The organism is Flavobacterium limi, assembly GCF_010645075.1.
GTDB classification, from domain to species: domain Bacteria; phylum Bacteroidota; class Bacteroidia; order Flavobacteriales; family Flavobacteriaceae; genus Flavobacterium; species Flavobacterium limi.
In genome coordinates this window covers 211,040-229,672 of record NZ_JAADZV010000001.1, presented here as the reverse complement: position 1 = coordinate 229,672, position 18,633 = coordinate 211,040, and the positions used below count along the sequence as shown (strand labels likewise).

Below are 18,633 nucleotides of genomic sequence, written 5' to 3'. Positions count from 1 at the left end.
GTTTCGATTATCCGAAACAAAAACCCTTTTAATTGACTTCAAAATTCAGTTAAGTTTGCTGATTTTCATTGTAGATTCAGTAAAACTTCACATTTGCTTTGATTCTATTTGAAAGAAAATCCAATTAACTATAGCAATCCTTTTCAAATGAAAAAAATAATAGTAGCCCTAATTTTAGGGTTCTCGGGCATGCTCTCTGCTCAAAATTCGGTTTCAGGAACCGTTACCGATAATCAAAATCAGCCATTAACAGGTGTTTCTGTTTATGCTCCTGAACTACACAAAGGAACTACAACAGACGAGAACGGAAAATATGAATTAAAAAATCTTCCAAACGGAAACCTGCGTCTTTCTTTTTCTTATGTGGGATATTCGAATCAAAACAAAACCATCGTCAAACTAATAAAAGAAAACACATTAGATATTACACTCGTAGAATCAATTCTGGAAATGGATGAAGTAGTGGTTTCTACTCCCTTCAATAAGCTGCAATCACAAAACGTAATGAAAATTGATCACGAAAGCATCAAAACATTACAGCAAAAAGGAACTTCTACTTTGATTGAAGGTCTGGCTACGATTCCGGGAGTTTCACAGATTTCTACCGGAACTTCGATTGGAAAACCGGTAATTCGCGGACTTAGCGGCAATCGTGTTTTGGTATATTCTCAGGGTGTCCGTATCGAAAACCAACAGTTTGGGGACGAACATGGCCTGGGTTTAAATGATGCCGGAATTGAAAGTGTCGAGGTAATCAAAGGCCCTGCTTCTTTATTGTATGGCTCGGATGCCCTGGGAGGCGTTTTATACTTTAATCCTGAAAAATTTGCTGATGCCGGTTCATTTAAAGCTAATTTCAGTCAAAAATATTTTACGAATACGCAGGGAAGCAATTCATCCATCGGATTAAAAACTTCTACAGATAACTGGAAATTTCTTGCTCGGGGAAGTTTCAACACACATTCTGATTACAAAATTGCTGATGGCGATCGTGTTACAAATTCACGTTATAACGAAACCGATTTTAAAACCGGAATCGGTTACAGCAACTCCAGTTTTTCAAGTGTTTTAAGATACAATTACAACAAACTGGATATCGGAATTCCGGAAGAAGGAATCGCGGGGCAATCTTCAAGCAAAGACACACAATTTCCAAGACAGGGAATTTTCAACCATTTATTTAGTTTAAACAATGTCATCTTTTTTGAAAATTCTAAACTAGATGTCGATTTGGGTTACATTTCAAATGACAGAAGCGAATTTGAAGACAGCAACGATGCTGCTCTAAGAATGAAACTGAATACTTTTAATTACAATGCAAAATATCATTTTCCAAAATTTGGTAAAATTGAAGCCATTTTAGGAATCCAGGGCATGCATCAGACCAATAAAAATTCCGGAGAAGAATATTTGATTCCAAATGCCACTACGAATGATTTCGGAGTTTTTGGAACTGCCAATTACGAATGGAATAACAGCGTTTTACAAGCCGGATTACGTTTTGACAACCGAAATGTTACTTCTGAAGCCCATGGGATTTTAGGTGAAGAAGGTTCTTTCGAAGCTTTAGACAGATCGTTTGACAGTTTTAATGCTTCTTTGGGATATAAAACTAAATTAGCGGAACCACTGACTCTTCGATTAAATGTTGCCACCGGATTCAGGGCTCCAAATTTAGCCGAACTGACTTCAAACGGTGTTCACGAAGGCACCAATCGTTATGAAATTGGAAACAGTAATTTAAAAACGGAACAAAACATTCAAACCGATTTGAATCTGGAATATAAAAATTCGCATTTTGAATTCTTTGTAAACGGATTTTATAATCATGTCAACAATTACATTTATACTTCACCAACCGGAGACGTTTTAGACAATAATGATGTTTTTGCTTATGTTCAGGATAATGCCAAATTATTTGGTGGTGAAGCCGGACTGCATTTTCACCCGCATCCTTTAGACTGGCTGCATTTTGAAACCAGTTTTGAAACCGTAACCGGCAAAAAAGACAATGATGATTACCTGCCCTTAATTCCGGCCAACAATTGGAACAACACCCTTAGAACCGAATTCAACATCAAAAACTGGTTCAAGGAAGGTTATGCTTCTTTAAATGTATCTTCGACTTTTGATCAGAAGAATGTGAGTGGTTTTGAAAGTGCTTCAAAAGGCTATACTTTGGTCAATTTAGGCTTTGGCGGAACAGTAAAACTTGGAAAAACTGCTTTCGATGTAAATCTTAACGGAAACAATTTGTTAGATAAAAAATACATAGCCCATCTTTCAAGACTAAAAACAGACGGAATCCCGAATATTGGAAGAAACATTGTTCTGGGAGTTAACTTCAATTTATAACATTTCACAAACCATATAATTTCTATCAATAGATTAAGTTTTCTTTACTTACATTTACTCATATAAATTATGTGGTTTAACATTTGAAATAACGATTTTGCAACAAAAATTTATACTTTTGTTACAAATCACAAAATTAAACCATGAAAAAAACAATTTTTATAATGACTATGATTACCGCAGGGATTTCATTCGGGCAAAATAAAATTCACTATCCGGAAACTAAAAAAGGTGAAACTGTTGATATTTATTTTGACACCAAAGTAGCCGATCCTTACCGTTGGCTGGAAGATGACAAATCTGATGAAACCGGTACCTGGGTAAAAGTTCAAAATGAAGTTACATACGGCTATTTAAATAAAATTCCTTTTCGTGATGCATTGAAATCAAGAATGGAAAAACTTTGGAATTATGAAAAAATAAGCGCTCCTTTTACAGAAGGAAAATTTACCTACTATTTTAAAAACAATGGACTTCAGAATCAATCTGTTGTTTATAGAAAAGACCAGAATGGCAAAGAAGAAGTTTTTTTAGACCCGAATACATTTTCGAAAGACGGAACCACTTCGCTTGGCGGACTGGATTTTTCGAAAGACGGATCAAAAGCCGCTTACTCGATTTCTGAAGGCGGAAGCGACTGGAGAAAAGTAATTATTATTGATGCCGTTTCTAAAAAAGTTTTAGAAAATACTCTTGTAGATGTAAAATTCAGTGGCATCTCCTGGTATGAAAATGAAGGTTTTTATTACTCCAGTTACGACAAGCCTAAAGGAAGTGAATTATCTGCCAAAACAGATCAGCATAAATTGTACTTCCACAAATTAGGAACTTCACAGAAAGAGGATAAGGTCATTTTTGGAGCAGATCAAAAAAGAAGGTATGTTGGTGGCTATGTCACTGAAGACAATAATTATTTAGTGATTACAGCAGCCAACTCCACTTACGGAAATGAATTGTACATTAAAGACCTTACTAAGCCAGACAGCCCAATCATTACAATTGTTGACAATTTTAACAGCGACAACAATATCATCGAAAACGAAGGAAGTAAATTGTTCATCGATACCGACTTAAATGCACCAAACAAACGTGTAGTTACTGTCGATGCAAGTAATCCGAAACCAGAAAACTGGAAAGATTTTATTAAAGAAACTCAAAATATTCTGTCTCCTTCAACGGGCGCTGGCTACTTTTTTGCCAATTATACCAAAGACGCAGTTTCATTGGTTCTGCAATATGATTACAACGGAAAATTAGTCCGTGAAATCAAACTTCCTGCTGTAGGGACTGCAAGTGGTTTTGGCGGAAAGAAAAAAGAAAAAACGTTGTACTACAGTTTTACCAATTATACCACTCCGGGAAGTATTTTTTCGTTTGAACCAAAATCAGGCAGATCTGAAATTTATCAAAAGCCAAAAGTTGATTTTAAAAGTGAGGATTATGAGTCTAAGCAAGTTTTCTACACGTCAAAAGACGGAACCAAAATCCCAATGATTATTACCTATAAAAAAGGAATCAAACTAGATGGTAAAAACCCAACAATCCTTTACGGTTACGGCGGATTCAATATTAGCTTAACTCCGGCTTTTAGCATTGCGAATGCAGTCTGGTTAGAAAATGGAGGCGTTTATGCAGTTGCCAATTTAAGAGGAGGCGGTGAATACGGAAAAAAATGGCACGATGCAGGAACCAAATTACAAAAACAAAATGTATTTGATGATTTTATAGCCGCTGCTGAATATTTGATTGCTCAAAAATATACCTCATCCAATTTCTTAGCCATTCGTGGAGGTTCTAATGGAGGTTTATTGGTTGGTGCTGCTATGACCCAACGCCCTGATTTGTTTAAAGTAGCACTGCCTGCTGTTGGTGTTATGGACATGTTACGTTACCATACTTTTACCGCTGGAGCTGGCTGGGCTTACGATTACGGAACAGCTCAGGACAGCAAAGAAATGTTCGAATACCTTAAAGGCTATTCACCTGTTCAAAATGTTAAAAAAGGCGTTCAGTATCCCGCAACTATGGTTACAACAGGCGATCATGACGACCGTGTAGTTCCGGCACACAGCTTTAAATTTGCTGCCGAACTTCAGGACAAGCAAACTGGTGACAATCCGGTATTGATTCGTATTGATGTAAAAGCGGGTCACGGAGCAGGAAAATCTGTTGCAGCTACGATTCAGGAAAATGTAGACATTCAGGCGTTCACGCTTTACAATATGGGCTTTAAAGCTTTGCCAAAAAAGTAAAAACTTTAAACTAAAATTTTAACAGCCACGAATTCACGAATTATTTTTTGTGAATTCGTGGCTAACTTTTTTAAACAAAGCTTTTATGCTAAATTTGAGAAACTAAAAACTTAAACAATGAAAATTATAAAATGGGGAATTATAGGCTGCGGAAACGTAACCGAAGTTAAAAGCGGTCCGGCATTTCAAAAAGCACCAAATTCAGCTTTAGTCGCTGTGATGCGCCGTGATACAGCCCTTGCCGAAGATTACGCCAAACGCCACAATGTCCCGAAATGGTATTCAAATGCTGCTGATTTAATCAATGATCCGGAAGTTGATGCCGTTTATATCGCAACGCCTCCATCCTCTCATAAAGAATATACAATTTTGTGCGCCAAAGCCGGAAAACCGGTTTATGTTGAAAAACCAATGGCACTGACATTTGCAGAATGCAACGAAATGATCAGCGTCTGCAAAGAACACAATGTTCCGTTATTTGTAGCCTATTACAGAAGGAGCCTGCCACGATTTTTAAAAATTAAAGAACTAATCGACGAAGGAAAATTAGGAAACATACGCCACGTAAATTGTGTCTTATACCATCCTTTTGAAGAACGTTATGACGACGAAATCAATCTTCCCTGGACCGTTTTACCACATCTTTCAGGAGGCGGAATTTTTGTTGATCTGGCCTGTCATACTTTAGACTTTCTGGATTTTGTTTTAGGTCCGATAAAATCCGTTCGCGGACATGCGACTTCTCAGTTAAAAGCGTATCCTGCTGAAGATTCTGTTTCGATGTCTTTTTTATTTGAAAACGGCATTCATGGTACGGGAATATGGAATTTCGCCAGTTTCGAACGTTATGATAGTACTGAAATTGTGGGTGATAAAGGCAAAATAGCATTTTCAACTTTTGGGGAAGATCCAATCCATGTTGAATATGCAAATGGAGACAAAGAAACGATTACAATCGAAAACCCGCTACACATTCAGCAGCCCTTTATTGAAACTGTTGTTGCAGAACTTTTAGGAAATGGAAACTCCCCATCAAAAGGAACTTCAGGAGCCAGAACTTCATGGGTTATTGATGAAGTTTTAAAAGAGTTTAGAAATTCGAAATAACTACAATTAGATTCAGGAGCTTTTTCCTGCTGTCCGCTAAATCTTTTATGCCGAACCCCGGCACAAAAGGATATCGCTGCTATCAGGGCTAGGGCTTCAGTTTTCATAAAAAACAAAAAAAGAGGATATTCGTTATGAATATCCTCTTTCGTTAAGATTAATTTCTTTCGAATTACAGACTATATCTTAATCCAAAAGTCAAACCTACACCAGAAATACCCACATAGGAGCTAATATCGTCTGTAGCTTTTGTATCATCAAAACCAGCTGCATTAGTTACTTTGCTATTAGAAGTTGTAGTTAATTTATCTACATAATTAGTATGAATCGCAGAATAAGAAAAGTCCGGTCTAAAAGTAGATGCTGTATGTAATTTATCTACACCGTTTTCAGTAAATACGGTAGTTTCTTTAGTATCACCGTGAACAGTAAAGTTTCTGTATTCAATTTCAGCAAACAAAGCTAATTTTTTACCTAATTTATAAGAAGTTCCTATTGCAGCCATAAAACCAAGAGTTGGGTTCGGTTTTACAACATCTTCAGCATATGTTTTTGCCACTACACCTGCAGCAGTATAATACTCACGATTCGTTTCAATAGTTAAATCTCCATGTACCGGGACAATAACACCTACTTTTGTATACGGTTCAAACCCTTTAGTTTCCCCCAAAAACAAAACTAATGAAGGTGATAAATCCCAAGCCCTGATTTTACCTACTGCATCTCCGGACACAAAAACATTTGTAGTTCCAGGAACTAAACGATTGGTAGTTTCCACCATCAATTTATCGGCACTGGAATAATAGTTAATCCCCATTTCAACTCCTAAACGCGTTGAAATACGATAACCTGCAGTCAATCCTGAACGAAAACCTTCTCCAAATGAACCGTGATTCGTTTCTCTTGAAATTAATGTAGTTCCGTTAGCTGCATAAACATCCGTATTAGGTGCCTGACCATTTACAATGGGAAATTCCGTTGCAGCAGTCTGAATGAAGTATGACCCTCCTAATTTAAAATACCAGCTTTCCGGTTTATCTGTACCTTCTGACTGCGCCATTGTGGCCATGGAGCAAATCATCAATCCGATTAAAAATAAATGCTTTTTCATAGTTTTGTTTATTAATTTATTACAAAATTATAACAATTAAATTTTCTTTCTTTACAGCATTCCCACACACTCTAAGATTATTATTGATTTGAAAGCCAATATTATCCAAAATTACTATGCGCGCATAATTTTAACCTAAAAAATATATTATCGATTAAATTTTAACTGTTAAATTTTAATTGAGTTTAAAATTTATCTGCATTTTTTCTAATTCCTGTAATAATTCATTTGAAATTCTGACTTTTAATCTGCGACTTGGCATGGTTAATTTTGTCACTACTTTTATTTCTTCTACTTCAGTTACTTCCTTTATTTTAGTGTTTTCAAGTGCAACTTCGGCATCTTCGTTATCATCTTCAAAAACAGCATCTTCTGTTTCTTCGAATTCGCTTGTTGTCTCTACCTCAACCAGACGTTTTACGTTTTCTAATTCCATGATTTCAAAAGTAACGGAATTATCTCCTTTGTAAGCATTGAATAACTGACTTAATCTATGAATAAAATCAGTCTGCAAATCTTTTATGTTTAACAGTAAAATCAATTTTTTAGCAAATGCTTCCAAAACATCCTGTAACTGTCTAACTTCTACAAACTGCATCCTTGGATCGGTTTTTTTACCTGTTTCGTGATTTACCCATCCTTCTTTTATTAGAATTTTTAGAAATGCAAAATTATTCTGAATCAGGAAATGACGGAACTTAAGATATTCTTCACCAAAAATTTTAAACTCATAACTTTCATCATAACCTTCTAAATTGAAAGCCGCCCAGCCTTTTCCGTTTTTCGCCACACGATGTTGCACGTTGTTTATAATTCCGGCAAAGGTTAGATTTTTACCCACGTATTCATTCATACTTTTTAATGCTTCCAGTCGGGCATTGCAGAAGTATTTCATCTCAAATCTAAAATCATCCAAAGGATGTCCGGAAATGTAAATCCCGACAACTTCTTTTTCTTTCGCCAGTTTTTCCATAGTGCTCCAGTCTTCACACGGAGGCACAACAGGTTCTGCAATTTGTACTTCGCTCGCTTCTCCAAACAAACTTACTTGTGATGAATTTTCATTTTCCTGAAACTTATTTCCATAACGCATCGCTTTTTCATAGAACGTAATTCCGTCGCCATCGTCGTGGAAATATTGTGCTCTGGTCGTTCCTTCAAACGAATCAAATCCTCCTGCAAGCGCCAAATTCTCAATTGCTTTTTTATTGGCAGCACGTAAATCAATTCGCTTCGCCAGATCAAAAATCGACTTATATCTACCGTCTTTTCTGCTTTCAACAATGGTAGCAACCGCTCCTGAGCCTACTCCTTTAATCGCCCCCATTCCGAAACGTACCGCATAATCATCATTTACGGTAAATTTGTAGTAGGATTCATTGACACAAGGTCCTAAAACCTGTAATCCCATACGCTTGCATTCTTCCATGAAGAAGGAAACCTGTTTGATATCGTTCATGTTATTCGAAAGTACTGCTGCCATATATTCTGCAGGATAATGTGCTTTCAAATATGCTGTTTGATAGGCAATCCAGGCATAGCAGGTCGAGTGCGATTTGTTGAAGGCGTAACTCGCAAAGGCTTCCCAGTCTTTCCAGATTTTCTCCAGCACTTTCGCATCGTGGCCTTTTGCTGCTGCCTGCTCAACAAACTTTGGTTTCATTTTATCCAGTACGTCCTTTTGTTTCTTACCCATCGCTTTACGCAATACGTCGGCCTCACCCTTTGTAAATCCTGCCAAAGACTGAGACAAAAGCATTACCTGCTCCTGGTAAACGGTAATTCCGTAAGTTTCTGATAAATATTCTGCACAGGCATCTAAATCGTATTTGATTTCCTCGTCGCCATTTTTTCTTCGAACGAAAGAAGGGATATACTCCAAAGGTCCCGGACGATACAAGGCATTCATCGCAATTAAATCCCCGAAAACTGTTGGCTTCAGATCTTTCATGTATTTCTGCATCCCGGGAGACTCGTACTGGAAGATTCCAACGGTTTCACCTCTTTGGAAAAGTGCATACGTTTCTTCATCATCAATTGGGAAAGTATCGGGATCGAGATCTTTTCCGGTTCTGTATTTTACCAGTTTTACGGTATCTTTTATCAGCGTAAGGGTCTTCAGACCCAAAAAGTCCATTTTCAAAAGTCCCGCACTTTCAGCAACCGAGTTGTCAAACTGTGTTACATATAAGTCGGAATCTTTTGCAGTCGTAACCGGAACATAATTCGTAATATCCGATGGAGTAATGATTACCCCGCAGGCGTGAATTCCGGTATTACGCATCGATCCCTCAAGGATTTTTGCCTGCTGGATGGTTTCTCCTGCCAAATCACCTTCATTGGCAATCGCGATTAATTCTTTTACATTGTCAAATTCGTCTGAACGAAGGGCTTTTTTAACCTCATCTTCACTTTCTGAAATAAAACGCGCCAGATTCCATTTTGACGGCATCATTCCCGGAATCAGTTTCGCAATCCTGTCGGCTTCGAATAAAGGTAAATCCAGTACACGTGCCGTATCACGAATCGCCGATTTGGTGGCCATTTTACCATACGTGATAATCTGCGCTACCTGTTTTTGGCCGTATTTGTTGATTACGTATTCCATTACACGTCCACGACCCTCGTCATCAAAGTCGATATCAATATCGGGCATCGATACACGGTCAGGATTTAAGAAACGCTCAAAAAGCAAGTCGTATTTAATCGGGTCAATATTCGTAATTCCAAGGCAGTATGCAACGGCAGAACCCGCTGCAGAACCACGACCAGGACCTACCGAAACATCCATTTTTCTGGCTTCGGCGATGAAATCCTGTACAATCAGGAAATAACCCGGATACCCTGAATTCGAAATCGTCATTAATTCAAAATCCAAACGTTCCTGAATCGATTCAGTAATCTCGCCGTATCTTCTTTTAGCACCTTCCATCGTAAGATGACGCAGGTATTTATTTTCTCCACGAACACCACCATCTTCTTCATCTTCAGGTACCATAAATTCGTCCGGAATTTCGAATTTCGGAAGCAATACATCTCGATACAATGAATAACCTTCAACTTTATCAATAATTTCCTGAATGTTGATAATCGCTTCCGGCAAATCCGCAAAAAGCTTTTTCATCTCGTCTTGCGACTTGAAATAATATTCCTGATTCGGCAATCCGTAACGATAACCACGGCCACGGCCAATTGGTGTTGCCTGTTTTTCACCGTCTTTTACACACAATAAAATATCGTGTGCATTGGCATCTTCTTTATTTAAATAATAGGTATTGTTAGTTGCAATTAATTTGATATTGTGTTTTTGCGAGAATTCAATCAGGGTTTTGTTAACACGATTTTCATCTTCCTGATTGTGACGCATTATTTCCAGATAGAAATCTTCACCAAATTGTTCCTTCCACCAAATTAAAGCTTCTTCGGCCTGGTTTTCACCGATATTCAGAATCTTGCTCGGAATTTCCCCATATAAATTCCCGGACAAAACCATGATATCACCTTTGTACTGTTCTACAATAACTCGGTCAATCCTCGGAACATAATAAAATCCGTCCGTATAAGCAATTGAAGCCATTTTGGCCAGATTATGATATCCGGCTTTATTTTTGGCTAATAAAACAACCTGGTAACCATTGTCTTTTTTTGATTTATCTAAATGGTTGTCGCAGATATTAAATTCACATCCAACTATTGGTTTTATTTCGGTTTCAGTAGGTTCTTCACCAGCTTCAACCAAAGCTTTGTTTTTTGCAGAAGCACCTTTATTGTGGTTCATAACAGCGCTCACAAAGTGGAAAGCCCCCATCATGTTTCCGGTATCGGTCATTGCCACGGCCGGCATTCCGTTTTTGGCTGTAGCCGCTACGATATTTCCAATTCCAATTGTAGATTGAAGAACCGAAAACTGTGTATGATTGTGTAAATGCGCAAATTTTGCTGCTTTAAAGTCCGCTTTATCTTCTTCTGAAACAACAGCCTGCCTTCCTTCTCCGGCTAAAGCTTTAAGCTGTTCTCTAATTTTATCAGAAGCCGCTTTTAAGTTGATGTGTTTTAAACCAATAAGCTTAAACGGCTCCGGGTTTCTTTCCTGAAAATCTTTAAAATATTCTTTCGGAACATCAAGTTCTTCTTTGGTAAAAACCTCTCTTCTTACCAATTCCAGGAAACAACGTGTGGTTGCCTCAACGTCGGCAGTTGCGTTGTGCGCTTCCGCGAAAGGAACATTAAATAAATATTCGTGAAGCTCAGTTAAAGTTGGAAGTTTGAATTTTCCTCCACGACCTCCGGGAAGCTGTAATAATGAAGCGGTAACTTCCGTACAGGTATCTAAAACAGGCATCGAACTCATTTGAGATTCTACTCCCATTCTATGAAATTCGGCTCCCATAATATTAACGTCGAATCCTAAATTCTGACCAACGATAAATTTGGTTTTGCTTAAAGCGATATTGAATTTCTCCAAAACTTCGGCCAGTGTTATTCCGTCGGCTTCAGCCAGTTCAGTCGAGATTCCATGAATACGTTCAGCATCATATGGAATATTAAATCCTTCTGGTTTTACCAAATAATCCTGATGTTCGATCAGCTGTCCCATTTCGTCGTGCAATTGCCATGCGATCTGGATACAGCGGGGCCAGTTTTCAGAATCGGTAATCGGGGCATCCCAGCGTTTTGGTAATCCGGTGGTTTCGGTATCGAATATTAAATACATATATTTTTATAGAAAAAGTCAAATTTTAAAGTCCCAAATTCCAAGCCTTTAATATTGTAAACATTTGATAACATGAAACATAAACAAATTCGATATGAAAAATGGAAGGAAGTCAAATTTACGCTTTTTTTAGAGAAATTATGACTCAAAATTGTTAAACAAAGTATCTTATTTTGACAAAATATTATTTAGATTATGCCTTTTAATAATCTAATTTTGACAAAACCTCACAGCAGTTTGATTTACTGAATACATTTAAGATAATTATTAAATAATCGTCTAATGAAAACATATTTCTACCTTCTCTTTATTGCAGCATTTACTGCCTGTTCTAAAAAAAATCCGATTGAAAAAGCGCTTCAAACAAATCCTGATGAATATTGGTGCTATTATTACAATTATAAAAACGAAACCTACTATACTTATTATAAATTTAAAGATGATCAGCTATCTTATAGATATAATAAAGATAGAGATGGAAATTTTACCGATACTCCAGAAGATCCATACGTATCTGAATTACCAGAAAAATGGTCTGCATCAGAAGACAGTATTCTGACATGGAGAAATTTCTCTTATGATGTGGTAAGTTATAATGACAAAGCAATTATACTTACTTATCCAACAAAAGAAAAACCATATACTAATTATTTATTTTTAATTAAAGAAAAAGAAGGTGATTTAAAAAAATACCCAGGAGATTATGATGAAAAAAGATTATATAATCCTGAAAAGTACAAATCGAACAATTAAAGATTTAAAGGATGATAATTTCAACCACAAAAGAATTCAAAAATGACAAATAAATCTCTTAAAAGCTTTGGCTCACTAAACGTTGTTTTATACATTTTAATCCTTTTTATAGCTGTTAGCTGTCATCAAGACATTGAACCTAAAATAAATAATTCTATTCAAAATCTGATTGAAAAGTTTCCACAACTGACAGCTCAAAAAAAATCAGTTCGAAGCGCAGAATTCAAATTTATAAAAAGCATAAAAGAAGGAGAATTCAACATTGAAATACGACTTTATTCTCAACCTGAAGGTTATAAAAACAGAAACCACATTTTGGTTTTCATAAATGGTAAAAAAGAAATCTACTCTGTTCCTCTTTTTAATAATATCTACAAAGATTATTGGGAATTTCCTCTTGAAAAACCACTATCCAAAATTCCAAAAACAAACACCTCTTTTTCAAATGAACTCAACACAGCCATAAATGAATTGATCAACAATAATGATCGAAAAAAGTCACAAAAAAGATACACTATGATCGATGTGACTTTAAATTCTGTTCTAAATTGCACAAATGTAAAAGCAAAAGACAGCTTAGTAATTTACACTCCTACCTACACCACTTTGGATACTCCTGACGAAAACATCGATTCTGCTAAAGTACGGCTTCGTAAAAACTATGATATGATGAAACTCAACAAACAATATGATTCTTTTGCAAGCAACTGTTATTTAGATGAAAAAAACTGCAGAATATATCAAATAGAATATCATGGAAACAAAGTCAAAATCAAAACCTATCGAATTGATTACGGAACAAACATACACCCTATATATCTTTAATTCTAACTCAACTTTATGATCAAATAATCATAAAATTTGATAAAATTTACCCTTTTGGATGTCGTAGTATTCCGGCTTAAAAAAAACACAAAAAGTTTATTTGGAATCATTATTTCTAACCCAAAAAACATCAAAAAATTAGAATTTAAAAAATCTAAGAAACTATCAATTATTACTATTTTTATTCGATTTGTTACATTTTTTCAAAACAAAAGACGTATTTTATAGCTATTATGAGATAAATTTGCAAACTATTAAAACAAAAAACAGTTAAGCAAAATCTAAACTGAAAAAGAAAAACAAAATCTATATCCTTTTCATTTTTTTGATATGAATTGATTTCATAAAAGCATATTCCCAATTTGTAATTAGTTTGGGTATCGTATATAATGAAATATTGAAATTGACGCTTTTGTATCTTTTTTTACTTTTGTTTTGCTATTATATGAACAGGAAAAAATGCTGTGATTATAGAAATTACAATTAAAAAAAATAAAAAATGAGTAAGACATTATTTGACAAAGTATGGGATGCACACGTTGTGCGTAAAATTGAAGATGGACCGGATGTGTTTTTTATTGACCGTCATTTCATTCACGAAGTTACAAGTCCTGTTGCTTTTTTAGGATTAAAAGCCAGAGGCGTTAAGGTTTTATACCCTGAACGTACTTTTGCAACTGCAGACCACAATACACCAACCATAAACCAGCATTTACCGGTAGCGGATGCTTTATCAGCAAACCAGTTGAAAGCACTTGAAGACAATGCAAATGAATACGGAATTTCGCACTGGGGATTAGGTCACCAAAAAAATGGAATTGTACACGTAGTTGGTCCTGAAAACGGAATTACTTTGCCGGGTGCTACTATTGTATGCGGGGATTCACATACATCTACTCACGGTGCTTTTGGAGCTATCGCTTTTGGTATAGGAACCTCTGAGGTTGAAATGGTGCTTTCTACGCAATGTATTATGCAGCCAAAACCAAAGAAAATGCGTATCAACGTAAACGGACAACTAAGTAAAGGTGTTGGACCAAAAGACGTTGCGCTTTACATTATTGCTCAATTAACTACTTCTGGAGGTACAGGATATTTTGTTGAATACGCTGGTGATGTTTTTGAAAACATGACTATGGAAGGACGTATGACAGTTTGCAATTTAAGTATCGAAATGGGTGCTCGTGGGGGAATGATCGCTCCTGACCAGACTACTTTTGATTTCTTAGAAGGAAGATTATACGCTCCAAAAGGAGAAGCCTGGACTAAAGCTGTTGAATACTGGAAAACACTTAAAACAGATGCTGATGCCGTTTTTGATGCTGAATTAAACATCAACGCTGCTGATATCGAACCAATGATTACTTATGGTACTAACCCAGGTATGGGAATTGGTATTACAAAACATATCCCGAATGCAAAAGAAGTTGAAGGCGGTGAGGAAACGTACAAAAAATCTTTAGCTTATATGGGCTTCAACGAAGATGATGTAATGATTGGAAAACAAATCGATTACGTTTTCTTAGGAAGCTGTACAAACGGGCGTATTGAAGATTTTAGAGCTTTTGCTGAAATTGTAAAAGGAAGAAAAAAAGCAGACAATGTTACTGCCTGGTTAGTTCCGGGTTCGCACGTTGTAGAAGCACAGATTAAAGAAGAAGGAATTTTAGATATTTTAACTGAAGCTGGTTTCGTATTACGTCAGCCGGGATGTTCTGCTTGTTTAGCAATGAATGACGATAAAGTTCCAGCTGGTAAATACGCTGTAAGTACTTCAAACAGAAACTTTGAAGGACGTCAGGGCCCTGGTTCAAGAACGCTTCTTGCAAGTCCGATTATGGCTGCTGCTGCTGCTGTTACTGGAAAACTAACAGATCCGAGAGAATTGTTCTAATCAATTTCAATGACAATTTCAAAAATCAATAAAAATTGTTTTTAGATTTAAAATAGAATTTCAATTTTCGGAAAATCTAAAATCTAAAATCCAAAAATCTAAAATTAAAATGGCATACGATAAATTTAATATACTTACGAGCAGCGCAGTGCCGCTGCCAATTGAGAACGTAGATACAGATCAGATCATCCCGGCCCGCTTCTTAAAAGCTACAAAACGTGAAGGCTTTGGAGACAACCTTTTCAGAGACTGGAGATATAACGGAGACGATACTCCAAAAGCAGATTTCGTGTTAAACAATCCAACTTACAGTGGAAAAATCCTTGTTGGAGGAAAAAACTTCGGTTCAGGTTCTTCTCGTGAGCACGCTGCATGGGCGGTTTACGATTACGGATTCCGTGCTGTAGTTTCTTCTTTCTTTGCTGATATCTTCAAAGGAAACTGTTTGAATATTGGTGTTTTGCCTGTACAAATCAGCCCTGAGTTTCTTGAAAATATCTTCAAAGCAATCGAAGCTGATCCCAAAACGGAACTAGAAATCAATCTTCCGGCTCAGACTATTACTTTGTTATCAACTGGTGAGCAGGAATCATTTGCTATCAATGGTTACAAAAAAAATAACCTGACAAATGGCTTTGATGACATTGATTATTTACAAAATATTAAGGAAGACATTAAAGCTTTTGCTGACAAGCTTCCTTACTAAACACAACCAACTCAAACGCAGTTACGCAAGTTTCAACCTCAAAGTTGGACTTCGTAACTGCTTTTTACAATTTTACAAAATTCGATTCGATAATTATCAAATCATACAAAGCCATCTGATATTTAATGGAAAAAAGAAAAATTGAAATAATGGATACAACGCTCCGTGACGGCGAACAAACCTCAGGAGTATCTTTTTCTGCTGCAGAAAAACTGACCATTGCGCAATTGTTGCTGGAGGAATTAAATATTGACAGAATCGAAATTGCCTCAGCCCGTGTCAGCGAAGGCGAATTTCAGGCCGTAAAAGGCATCACTTTATGGGCTGAAGAAAAAGGATATATTGACAGAATTGAAGTCCTGACTTTTGTTGATGGAGGTGTTTCAATTGACTGGATGAAAAAAGCCGGTGCCAAAGTGCAAAATTTATTGACCAAAGGTTCAATGAACCACTTAACGCATCAATTAAAAAAAACTCCGGAACAGCATTTTTCTGAAATTGCCAAAATTATTGCTTTAGCAAAAGAAAACAACATTGAAACCAATGTATATCTGGAAGACTGGAGCAACGGAATGCGAAATTCTCCTGAATATGTTTTTCAATTCTTAGATTTCTTAGCGACCCAGCCAATTAAAAGAGTATTGCTTCCGGACACTTTAGGTGTATTAATTCCATCATTGACTTTTGAATTTATTTCGAAAATAAAAGCAAAATACCCACAGATTCATTTCGATTTTCATGCACATAACGATTACGATTTGAGTGTCGCCAATGTAATGGAGGCCATAAAAGCCGGTATTAACGGACTTCACGTAACCGTAAACGGAATGGGAGAACGTGCCGGAAACGCGCCGCTAGAAAGCACTGTTGCCGTAATCAATGATTACTTGCCGGAAGTCAGCATTAATATCAAAGAAACTTCTTTATATTCTGTCAGCAAGCTCGTTGAAACTTTCACCGGATACAGAATTCCTGCCAACAAACCAATTGTAGGAGACAATGTTTTTACGCAGACTGCCGGAATCCACGCTGATGGGGATAACAAAAATAATTTATATTTTAATGATCTTCTTCCGGAACGTTTTGGAAGAAAAAGAAAATACGCGCTTGGAAAAACTTCCGGAAAAGCCAACATTGAAAAAAATCTTCAGGAATTAGGTTTAAAATTAAACAATGAGGATTTAAAACTGGTAACCCAAAGAATTATAGAACTGGGCGATAAAAAAGAAACCGTAACCAAAGAAGATCTTCCATACATTATTTCAGATGTTCTGGACAGCCATACTTACGAAGAAAAAATCAAAATCGAATCTTATATATTAGTTCACTCAAAAGGAATGCGCCCGTCGACTACTTTGTGCTTAAAAATCAATGATGAAATCATTGAAGAAAACGCACAGGGAGACGGTCAGTTTGATGCTTTTATGAATGCACTTACTAAAATTTACAAGAGCAGAAAATTAACACTCCCAAAATTGATTGATTATGCTGTGCGAATCCCGCCCGGAAGTAGTTCAGACGCCTTATGCGAAACTATTATTACCTGGGTAAACAACGGAAAAGAATTCAAAACCCGCGGATTAGATTCGGATCAGACAGTTGCTGCAATTATAGCAACTCAAAAAATGCTCAATGTTATCACTCAGTAAAACTTAAATAAATCGAAATAGTAAATAAACCCATAATAATCAATAAAAATGAAATTTAACATAGCCCTTTTAGCCGGAGACGGAATCGGACCAGAAGTAATTGATCAGGCAGTAAAAGTATCAGATGCTGTTGCACAAAAATTTGGACATGAAATCACCTGGAAACCAGCTTTAACAGGTGCCGCTGCAATTGATGCAGTAGGTGAGCCTTATCCGGATTCTACGCATGAAGTTTGTAAAAATGCTGATGCCGTTCTTTTTGGAGCGATTGGACACCCTAAATATGATAACGATCCTTCTGCGCCGGTAAGACCAGAGCAAGGTTTGTTAAAAATGCGTAAAGCTTTAGGTTTGTTCGCAAACGTAAGACCAACTTTTACATTCCCTTCTTTATTGGATAAGTCTCCTTTGAAAAGAGAAAGAATCGAAGGAACGGATTTAGTTTTCTTAAGAGAATTAACTGGTGGAATTTACTTTGGTGAAAAAGGAAGAAAAGATAACGGAGATACTGCTTACGACAACTGTGTTTACACAAGAGCAGAAGTTCAGCGTTTGGCTAAAAAAGGTTTCGAATTAGCGATGACGCGATCTAAAAAATTATGTTGTGTTGATAAAGCAAACGTTTTAGAAACTTCACGTTTATGGAGGGAAACAGTTCAGGCAATGGAAAAAGATTATCCTGAAGTTGAAGTAAGCTACGAATTTGTGGATGCTGTTGCTATGCGTCTAGTTCAGTGGCCAAACTCTTACGATGTATTAATTACTGAAAACTTATTTGGAGATATCTTAACAGATGAAGCTTCTGTAATTTCCGGTTCAATGGGATTAATGCCTTCTGCTTCTATGGGAGCTGAAGTATCCTTATTCGAACCTATCCACGGTTCTTACCCACAAGCGACAGGATTAAACATTGCTAACCCAATGGCTACTGTTTTATCTGCTGCTATGATGTTCGAAAACTTCGGGTTGATGGAAGAAGGAAAAGCAATGAGAGATGCTGTAAACAAAGCTTTAGAAGCAGGAGTAGTTACTGAAGATTTAGCTAATGGAGGCAAAGCATACGGAACCAAAGAAGTAGGTGACTGGTTAGCTGCTAACATCTAATTTTCTTAAGAATATAAATACAAAAGGCGGCAATAAAAAATGTCGCCTTTTGTGTTTACATCTGTGATGAACTCTTTATTTCTTTTCTAAGTATTTAGTTTATCAATTAGAAATGATTACTTTTATAACACTCAATAGCAATACTGTTGTATTTTATTATAAA

Annotated in this window: 11 protein-coding genes; 9 read left to right on the top strand and 2 right to left on the bottom strand. The window is 36.5% G+C overall.

What is annotated here, in order from left to right; all coding sequences use genetic code 11:
* Window positions 1-147 precede the first annotated feature (147 nt).
* The 3 genes from GXM16_RS01000 (at window position 148) to GXM16_RS00990 (ending at window position 5,714) form a co-directional block, all read left to right on the top strand.
* The gene (locus tag GXM16_RS01000; protein WP_163391852.1) at window positions 148-2,355 is read left to right on the top strand and encodes a TonB-dependent receptor; all 2,208 of its coding nucleotides are present in this window, start codon (window positions 148-150) and stop codon (window positions 2,353-2,355) included.
* 143 nt (window positions 2,356-2,498) lie between these two features.
* Window positions 2,499-4,607 (top strand): prolyl oligopeptidase family serine peptidase, encoded by a 2,109-nt coding sequence (locus GXM16_RS00995; protein WP_163391851.1) that lies wholly within the window; start codon window positions 2,499-2,501, stop codon window positions 4,605-4,607.
* Window positions 4,608-4,724: 117 nt separating this feature from the next.
* The gene (locus tag GXM16_RS00990; protein ID WP_163391849.1) at window positions 4,725-5,714 is read left to right on the top strand and encodes a Gfo/Idh/MocA family protein; all 990 of its coding nucleotides are present in this window, start codon (window positions 4,725-4,727) and stop codon (window positions 5,712-5,714) included.
* A gap of 172 nt (window positions 5,715-5,886) precedes the next feature.
* On the opposite strand, the gene GXM16_RS00985 is transcribed toward GXM16_RS00990, so the two are convergent.
* Together GXM16_RS00985 and dnaE are read right to left on the bottom strand one after the other, a co-directional pair.
* The gene (locus GXM16_RS00985) at window positions 5,887-6,825 is read right to left on the bottom strand and encodes an outer membrane beta-barrel protein (protein WP_163391847.1); all 939 of its coding nucleotides are present in this window, start codon (window positions 6,823-6,825) and stop codon (window positions 5,887-5,889) included.
* 175 nt (window positions 6,826-7,000) lie between these two features.
* Complete coding sequence (gene dnaE, locus GXM16_RS00980) at window positions 7,001-11,539, bottom strand: DNA polymerase III subunit alpha (protein WP_163391845.1); 4,539 nt, start codon at window positions 11,537-11,539, stop codon at window positions 7,001-7,003.
* 282 nt (window positions 11,540-11,821) lie between these two features.
* On the opposite strand from dnaE, the gene GXM16_RS00975 reads away from it, so the two are divergent.
* From GXM16_RS00975 to leuB, 6 genes are all read left to right on the top strand, one after another.
* A complete protein-coding gene (locus GXM16_RS00975) occupies window positions 11,822-12,292 on the top strand; it encodes a hypothetical protein (protein ID WP_163391843.1) in 471 nt (156 codons plus the stop codon).
* Between the two features lie 42 nt (window positions 12,293-12,334).
* On the top strand, window positions 12,335-13,117 hold the full coding sequence (locus tag GXM16_RS00970) for a hypothetical protein (protein WP_163391841.1): 783 nt from the start codon (window positions 12,335-12,337) through the stop codon (window positions 13,115-13,117).
* A 499-nt stretch (window positions 13,118-13,616) separates the two neighbouring features.
* Window positions 13,617-15,011 carry a 3-isopropylmalate dehydratase large subunit gene (leuC, locus tag GXM16_RS00965; RefSeq protein ID WP_163391838.1) on the top strand — a complete coding sequence of 465 codons (1,395 nt, stop codon included), beginning with the start codon at window positions 13,617-13,619 and terminating at the stop codon, window positions 15,009-15,011.
* 109 nt (window positions 15,012-15,120) lie between these two features.
* On the top strand, window positions 15,121-15,717 hold the full coding sequence (leuD, locus tag GXM16_RS00960) for a 3-isopropylmalate dehydratase small subunit (protein ID WP_163391836.1): 597 nt from the start codon (window positions 15,121-15,123) through the stop codon (window positions 15,715-15,717).
* Window positions 15,718-15,842: 125 nt separating this feature from the next.
* Entirely contained in the window at window positions 15,843-17,366 is a 1,524-nt protein-coding gene (locus GXM16_RS00955; protein WP_163391834.1) for an alpha-isopropylmalate synthase regulatory domain-containing protein, read from the top strand.
* A gap of 48 nt (window positions 17,367-17,414) precedes the next feature.
* Window positions 17,415-18,470, top strand: coding sequence for a 3-isopropylmalate dehydrogenase (gene leuB, locus GXM16_RS00950; protein WP_163391832.1), 1,056 nt, complete (start codon window positions 17,415-17,417; stop codon window positions 18,468-18,470).
* Window positions 18,471-18,633: the final 163 nt, after the last annotated feature.

Bases quoted from the DNA above. Each gene is read 5' to 3' on its own strand.
- leuD (WP_163391836.1), top strand. From the start codon at position 15,121: ATGGCATACGATAAATTTAATATACTTACGAGCAGCGCAGTGCCGCTG.
- leuB (WP_163391832.1), top strand. From the start codon at position 17,415: ATGAAATTTAACATAGCCCTTTTAGCCGGAGACGGAATCGGACCAGAA.
- GXM16_RS00955 (WP_163391834.1), top strand. From the start codon at position 15,843: ATGGAAAAAAGAAAAATTGAAATAATGGATACAACGCTCCGTGACGGC.
- dnaE (WP_163391845.1), bottom strand. From the start codon at position 11,539: ATGTATTTAATATTCGATACCGAAACCACCGGATTACCAAAACGCTGG.
- GXM16_RS00985 (WP_163391847.1), bottom strand. From the start codon at position 6,825: ATGAAAAAGCATTTATTTTTAATCGGATTGATGATTTGCTCCATGGCC.
- GXM16_RS00990 (WP_163391849.1), top strand. From the start codon at position 4,725: ATGAAAATTATAAAATGGGGAATTATAGGCTGCGGAAACGTAACCGAA.
- GXM16_RS00995 (WP_163391851.1), top strand. From the start codon at position 2,499: ATGAAAAAAACAATTTTTATAATGACTATGATTACCGCAGGGATTTCA.
- leuC (WP_163391838.1), top strand. From the start codon at position 13,617: ATGAGTAAGACATTATTTGACAAAGTATGGGATGCACACGTTGTGCGT.
- GXM16_RS01000 (WP_163391852.1), top strand. From the start codon at position 148: ATGAAAAAAATAATAGTAGCCCTAATTTTAGGGTTCTCGGGCATGCTC.
- GXM16_RS00975 (WP_163391843.1), top strand. From the start codon at position 11,822: ATGAAAACATATTTCTACCTTCTCTTTATTGCAGCATTTACTGCCTGT.
- GXM16_RS00970 (WP_163391841.1), top strand. From the start codon at position 12,335: ATGACAAATAAATCTCTTAAAAGCTTTGGCTCACTAAACGTTGTTTTA.